The sequence below is a fragment of the Azospirillum sp. B4 genome, from assembly GCF_000333275.1.
Lineage (GTDB): Bacteria > Pseudomonadota > Alphaproteobacteria > Azospirillales > Azospirillaceae > Nitrospirillum.
In genome coordinates, this window is sequence record NZ_BACU01000651.1 from 1 (window position 1) to 6,267 (window position 6,267).

Below are 6,267 nucleotides of genomic sequence, written 5' to 3' on the forward strand. Positions count from 1 at the left end.
TTTTGCTCCGGTTCTTGCTTGACATCTATTACGCTATGAGCTTTAGGTAAGGTGTCCTGTATCACAGAGCAGGACCCAACTGCCAAAACTCTCGGCCCGCCACTTCTTGAAGTGTGCGGGCCGTATTTTATCCAAAATACATTGCTGCACCGCAGTCGTTCGGGCCCGCCCCCAGGTAAAGCGCTTCCGTTCGGCGGGCCGTTGCAATGCCGATCCGGCGGTGATCCGGCGCGCGCTTGTGTCGCAGGCATGCTATGAAGGGGTCGATCCACGACCGGAACGGCTGACCCCATGCTGCTTGCTGAATTGACCGCCCTGATCCAGGTGCTGCTGATCGACCTTGTGCTGGCCGGCGACAACGCCCTGGTGGTGGGCATGGCCGCCTCCGGTGTGCCGGCGGAACAGCGCCGCAAGGTCATCTTCTGGGGCATCGGCGTGGCGGTCCTGCTGCGCATCGGCTTCGCGCTGTTGGCCACCCGCCTGCTGGACATCATCGGCCTGACGCTGGCCGGCGGCATCCTGCTGCTGTGGGTGTGCTGGAAGCTGTGGCGCGAACTGCGGGAGCACGGCAAGGAGGAGGCGCCGGCCGACGCCACCGAGGGGCACATGCCCTCGCTGGCCGGCAAGAGCGTGGGCACCGCCATCCGCCAGATCGCGCTGGCCGACGTCTCCATGTCCCTGGACAACGTGCTGGCCGTCGCCGGCGCCGCGGAGGATCACACCTGGGTCATGGTGCTGGGCCTGGTGCTGTCGGTCGCCCTGATGGGGGCCGCCGCCACCCTGATCGCCCGGCTGCTGGCCCGCTACTTCTGGATTTCCTATATCGGCCTGGCCATCATCGCCTATGTCGCCTGCCACATGATCTGGGACGGCGGCGCCGAGGTGGCGCCCTTCGCCCAGCCCCTGATCAACATGATCAAGGGTATTTGAGACCCCGCCAGCAGGCTGCGCCAGGGGATGGCGCGGACGGTGGCGTTGATTCATCAAGGGGCTGGTGAATCTTGGCAGGGGAGACATGCGAGGAAGCCCCCGCCACAACCGTCCGGGCATTTGATCGCAGGCGCAAAAAGCGGTAAACCTCGCGCGCGCGCCTTTCCGCCCTAACCTTCGTTCAAGGGCGTCCCCAGCCCGGTACACTTAATTTCTTCATAAGGGGGCGTTCACGAAGGGTGTCGGTTCGGCCGTCCGCATCGTCGGCCATGACATCCGCTGAAGGATGCCGGCGGCGCGGTACCATTCCCTTCCCCTAGGAGGCCACTCCTGTGTCCACGATCACCGGTCACGACACGCTGAAAACCCGCCGCAGCCTGAGCGTCGGCAGCAAGAGCTATGACTACTTCAGCCTCAAGGCGGCTGAGGAAGCCGGCCTGGGCGACCTGTCCCGCCTGCCCTACAGCCTGAAGGTGCTGCTGGAGAACCTGCTGCGCTTCGAGGACGGCCGCACCGTCAGCGTCGACGACGTGAAGGCCGCCGCCCAGTGGCTGGTCGACCGCCGCAGCGACCGTGAGATCGCCTACCGCCCCGCCCGCGTGCTGATGCAGGACTTCACCGGCGTCCCCGCCGTGTGCGACCTGGCCGCGATGCGTGAGGCCATGGTGGGCCTGGGTGGCAAGCCGGAGCGCATCAATCCGCTGACCGCCGTGGACCTGGTCATCGACCACTCCGTCATGGTCGACTACTTCGGCGGCCCCGACGCCTTCCAGAAGAACGTGGACGTGGAGTTCCAGCGCAACGGTGAGCGCTACGCGTTCCTGCGCTGGGGCCAGAAGGCCTTCAACAACTTCCGCGTCGTGCCGCCCGGCACCGGCATCTGCCACCAGGTGAACGTTGAGTACCTGGCCCAGACCGTGTGGACCGACGGCGACCAGACCGGCGCCACCGTCGCCTACCCCGACACCCTGGTCGGCACCGACAGCCACACCACCATGGTGAACGGCATGGGTGTGCTGGGCTGGGGCGTGGGCGGCATCGAGGCCGAGGCGGCCATGCTGGGCCAGCCCATCTCCATGCTGATCCCGGAAGTCATCGGCTTCCGCCTGACGGGCAAGCTGAAGGAAGGCGCCACGGCGACCGACCTGGTGCTGACCGTCACCCAGATGCTGCGCAAGAAGGGCGTGGTGGGCAAGTTCGTGGAGTTCTTCGGCCCCGGCCTGGACGCCCTGACCCTGGCCGACCGCGCGACCATCGCCAACATGGCCCCGGAATACGGCGCCACCTGCGGCATCTTCCCGATCGACGCCGAGACCATCCGCTTCCTGAACTTCACCGGCCGTGACGCCGACCGCGTCGCCCTGGTGGAAGCCTACGCCAAGGCCCAGGGCATGTGGCGCGACGCCAGCAGCCCGGAACCGGTGTTCACCGACACGCTGGAACTGGACCTGAACAGCGTCGAGTCCTCGCTGGCCGGCCCGAAGCGCCCGCAGGACCGCGTGCTGCTGTCGAACGCCAAGACCGAGTTCGAGGGCGTGTTCGCAAAGGACTATGCCGGCAAGCCCGCCAGCAACCCGGCCCAGGTCGCCGGCAGCGACTTCACGGTCGACCACGGCGACGTGGTGATCGCCGCCATCACCAGCTGCACCAACACCTCCAACCCCAACGTGCTGGTCGCCGCCGGCCTATTGGCCAAGAAGGCGGTCGAGGCCGGCCTGACCACGAAGCCGTGGGTGAAGACCTCGCTGGCCCCCGGCAGCCAGGTCGTCACCGACTACCTGAACGCCGCCGGCCTGACCCCCTATCTGGACAAGCTGGGCTTCAACCTGGTCGGCTACGGCTGCACCACCTGCATCGGCAACTCCGGCCCCCTGCCGGAGGCCATCGGCGCCGCCGTGGACGCCAACGACCTGCTGGCCTGCTCCGTCCTGTCGGGCAACCGCAACTTCGAAGGCCGCGTCAACCCGCAGGTGAAGGCCAACTACCTGGCCTCCCCGCCGCTGGTCGTCGCCTACGCCCTGGCGGGATCCCTGCGCAAGGACCTGACCACCGAGGCCCTGGGCACCGGCAAGGACGGCAAGGAAGTTTTCCTGAAGGACATCTGGCCGTCGTCCGCCGAGATCGAGGAAGCCATCTCCAAGTCCCTGACGCCGGAGATGTACCGTTCGCGCTACGCCAACGTGTTCCTGGGTCCGCAGCAGTGGCAGTCCATCGAGACCGCCACCGGCCTGACCTACAAGTGGGAAGACGACAGCACCTATGTGAAGCTGCCGCCGATCTTCGAAGGCATGACCACCACCCCGGGTGCGGTGCATGACGTGAAGAAGGCCCGCCCGCTGGCCATCCTGGGCGACAGCATCACCACCGACCACATCTCCCCCGCCGGTTCGATCAAAAAGACCAGCCCCGCTGGCACCTACCTGATCGGCCACGGCGTGGAGCCGGTGGATTTCAACGGTTACGGCGCCCGCCGCGGCAACCACGAAGTCATGATGCGCGGCACCTTCGCCAACATCCGCATCAAGAACGAGATGGTGCCGGGCGTCGAAGGCGGCGTGACCAAGTACATCCCCACCGGTGACGTCATGTCGATCTACGACGCCGCCATGAAGTACCAGGCTGACGGCACCCCGCTGGTGGTGTTCGCCGGCCAGGAGTACGGCACCGGTTCGTCCCGTGACTGGGCGGCCAAGGGCACCCGCCTGCTGGGCGTCCGCGCTGTGGTGGCCGAGAGCTTCGAGCGTATCCACCGGTCCAACCTGGTGGGCATGGGCGTGCTGCCCCTGCAGTTCAAGGACGGCGCCAGCCGCAAGACCCTGGGCCTGGATGGCACCGAAGTCATCGACATCACCGGCGTCGAGGCCGGCCTGAAGCCCCGCATGGACCTGACCCTGACCATCACCCGTGCGGATGGCAAGGTCGACACCGTGCCGGTGCTGTGCCGCATCGACACCCTGGACGAGGTCGACTACTTCAAGCACGGCGGCATCCTGCAGTACGTGCTGCGCAACATGCTGAACCAGCCGCAGGCGGCTGAGTAAGCAGGCATGGTAACCCCGGTGGTCTTCGGACCACCGGGGGCAAATGAAAGGGGCGCCACCTGGCCGGGTGGCGCCCCTTTTTCTATGCCGTCGTCAGCGCGGCGGGCCTTTGAAGAACCTTTCCGCCGCCATTTCCTCCGGCGTCTTGCCTGGCATGGGTCGCAGGGGGATGAACCGGCTCAGCCCGCCTATCACGGCACCGGAGCCGAGGATGCCCCAATAAATCACCCGCATGGGTGGCCATTGATGAAAAACGAGCCGCCACAGCCCGGACATCAAAGCCAAGGAGCCGGCCCAGGCCAGCAAGCCTAGACCGACGCCAATGTTGGCCCGCACCACCTTGCGGCGGCGACGTTCATGAGCCGAAGACAGCCAGCCGCCTTCGCCCATCCCCACCCTCAGTCGAACTGCAGGTCGCTGACGGCGTCAGCCACGTCGGCCACGGGCAGCAGGCCCGCCGCCGTCAGGTCGCCCGCCGCCACCAGCAAGGTGCGGCCGGCGGCACCGGGGATGCCGGCGGCCTGGGCCAGGGTGGCCAGCGCCTCCCGCGTCGGGGCCTGGCTGATGACGCCGTTGCCGTAGACCAGGATGGATACCGCCAGCGTGCCGGGCCGGGTCTTTTCCACCAGGGCGGCGGCGTTCATCAGCCCGCGCAGGGTGGAGACGCGGGGGAAGCCGCTGTCGGCCAGCGTGTCGCCCTCCTCCCCTAGCACCCAGGTGCGACCGCCCAGATCCTCCACGCCCACCAGCACGGCCAGGGCCACGCCCCGGTGCCGGCCGGTGGCCACCGCCACCAGCCCACCGTCCTGCGGCGTCCGCGGCAGCTGCACGGTGGCGCCCAGGATGTGCTTCACGCCGTCCAGCACGGCGGCGACGGCCTGGGCCAGCGCCTCCGGCCCGGTGGGTCGCATCAGGCTGGGCCAGGCGCCGAACAGCAGGGACGCCAGGCCGGCGGTGGCGTTGTCCGGCCGCTCCGCCCCGGCGGCGGCCGGCACGCGGCGCAATTTTTCCTCAACGGCGTCCAGCCGGCCGGCCAGGGCCTGCACGGCGTCGGCCTCCACCGCCGCCGCCTTTGGCGTGGCAGAGGGGGCCGGAGCGGAGGAGGACGCGGGAACGGCAGCAGGGGCCGGGCCGGCGCCGCCCTTCACCTGTTCGCGCAGGTCGCGCACGTCCAGCTGGGTGGTCCGCACGGCCGCCACCACGCGCAGCAGCGACTCGTGCAGGCTGTCGACGATGCGGTCCATCTGCTCCGGCAGGGGGCCGGGCGGCAGGTCGGGCAGCCGCACGCCGTTGACCGCCTTGGCATGGGACAGCCAATTCTCCAGCACACCCACGCGCTGCACGACGTCTTCCGTCGTGCGCGACAGTTCCCCCATTCCGCGCGCCAGGCGCTCCGCCTCTTCCGCCGGGCGGCCGGCATGGTGGCTAACCACGCCCGTCAGGTGGGCCACACGCTCGCGCAGTTCCTGGATGGACTGGCCGAGCGTGTTGATGCGCATCGTTTCCGGCAGCGAAACGACCGCGGAGTGCATGGCGGTCAAATCGGTACGCAGGTCGCGCAGCCGGCTGCCGACGTGCAGCGCCAGGTCGCGGACGATGGACTCCGCGTAATCGAAGGGATCGACCCCTTCCTGGATCTCGCCCTCATGGACGATGGCATCGGTGGCACCAGCCGCCACCGGCGGCTTGGCCGGGCCGGGGACGGCGACATCGGCGGTGGCGCCCTTCTCGGCATCGGTCCCGGAAGCGGCTCCCGGACCGGCATCGCCAGCGGGGCCTGGGGCGTCACGGTGCTCGTCGGTCATGGCATCGCTCACAGGATCAATAAAGGCTGAAGGGGAAAGGCTGAACGGGAGCCGGCATCACAGGTCGCCGGCGATGGTTTCAAGCAGGCGGGCGCGGCGGGCGTCCGCCTGGGCGCGCGGCAGGCGCGGCACAGCGGTGGCGGAGGTGCGGGCCGCCGGCGGCTGGGGCGGCGGCACCGGCGCGTCGGACGAAGCCTGGGGCGGGGCCGCCACCACCACCGGCGTCGCCAGCGGGACCGTCAGAGGCTCAGCCGGTGCCGGCGCCGCGGTAGTGGCGGGTGCAACCTCAGCCATCTTGGCCGGACCGGGGGCGGCAGGGGCGCCAATGCCATCGGGGACCGCGATCCCCGGGACGCCGTGCCCCGGCACACTGTTCAGGGCATGAAGCGTGACACGGGCGGCGCTGGCGGGCGCCATCGCCATGCGGGCGGCGCCCGGCAGGGTCACCGTGGGCGAGGCGGGACGGGACGGGGTGGCCAGCGGCTGGGCCG

General features: G+C 69.0%; 4 protein-coding genes and 1 pseudogene. 2 read left to right on the plus strand and 3 right to left on the minus strand.

The window, feature by feature from the left end:
* Positions 1-291 precede the first annotated feature (291 nt).
* Positions 292-930, plus strand: coding sequence for a TerC family protein (locus tag I55_RS29585; RefSeq protein ID WP_044564311.1), 639 nt, complete (start codon positions 292-294; stop codon positions 928-930).
* 332 nt (positions 931-1,262) lie between these two features.
* On the plus strand, positions 1,263-3,971 hold the full coding sequence (acnA, locus tag I55_RS29590; protein WP_044564312.1) for an aconitate hydratase AcnA: 2,709 nt from the start codon (positions 1,263-1,265) through the stop codon (positions 3,969-3,971).
* Positions 3,972-4,064: 93 nt separating this feature from the next.
* Here acnA and I55_RS29595 read toward each other — a convergent pair whose 3' ends face one another.
* The 3 genes and pseudogenes from I55_RS29595 to I55_RS37440 all read right to left on the minus strand — a co-directional run.
* Positions 4,065-4,361 (minus strand): hypothetical protein, encoded by a 297-nt coding sequence (locus tag I55_RS29595; RefSeq protein WP_044564313.1) that lies wholly within the window; start codon positions 4,359-4,361, stop codon positions 4,065-4,067.
* A gap of 8 nt (positions 4,362-4,369) precedes the next feature.
* Positions 4,370-5,776, minus strand: coding sequence for a hypothetical protein (locus I55_RS29600; protein ID WP_044564314.1), 1,407 nt, complete (start codon positions 5,774-5,776; stop codon positions 4,370-4,372).
* A 57-nt stretch (positions 5,777-5,833) separates the two neighbouring features.
* Positions 5,834-6,267, minus strand: a pseudogene (locus I55_RS37440) (hypothetical protein); the annotation flags it as partial.

Bases quoted from the DNA above. Each gene is read 5' to 3' on its own strand.
- I55_RS29585 (WP_044564311.1), top strand. From the start codon at position 292: ATGCTGCTTGCTGAATTGACCGCCCTGATCCAGGTGCTGCTGATCGAC.
- I55_RS29595 (WP_044564313.1), bottom strand. From the start codon at position 4,361: ATGGGCGAAGGCGGCTGGCTGTCTTCGGCTCATGAACGTCGCCGCCGC.
- I55_RS29600 (WP_044564314.1), bottom strand. From the start codon at position 5,776: ATGACCGACGAGCACCGTGACGCCCCAGGCCCCGCTGGCGATGCCGGT.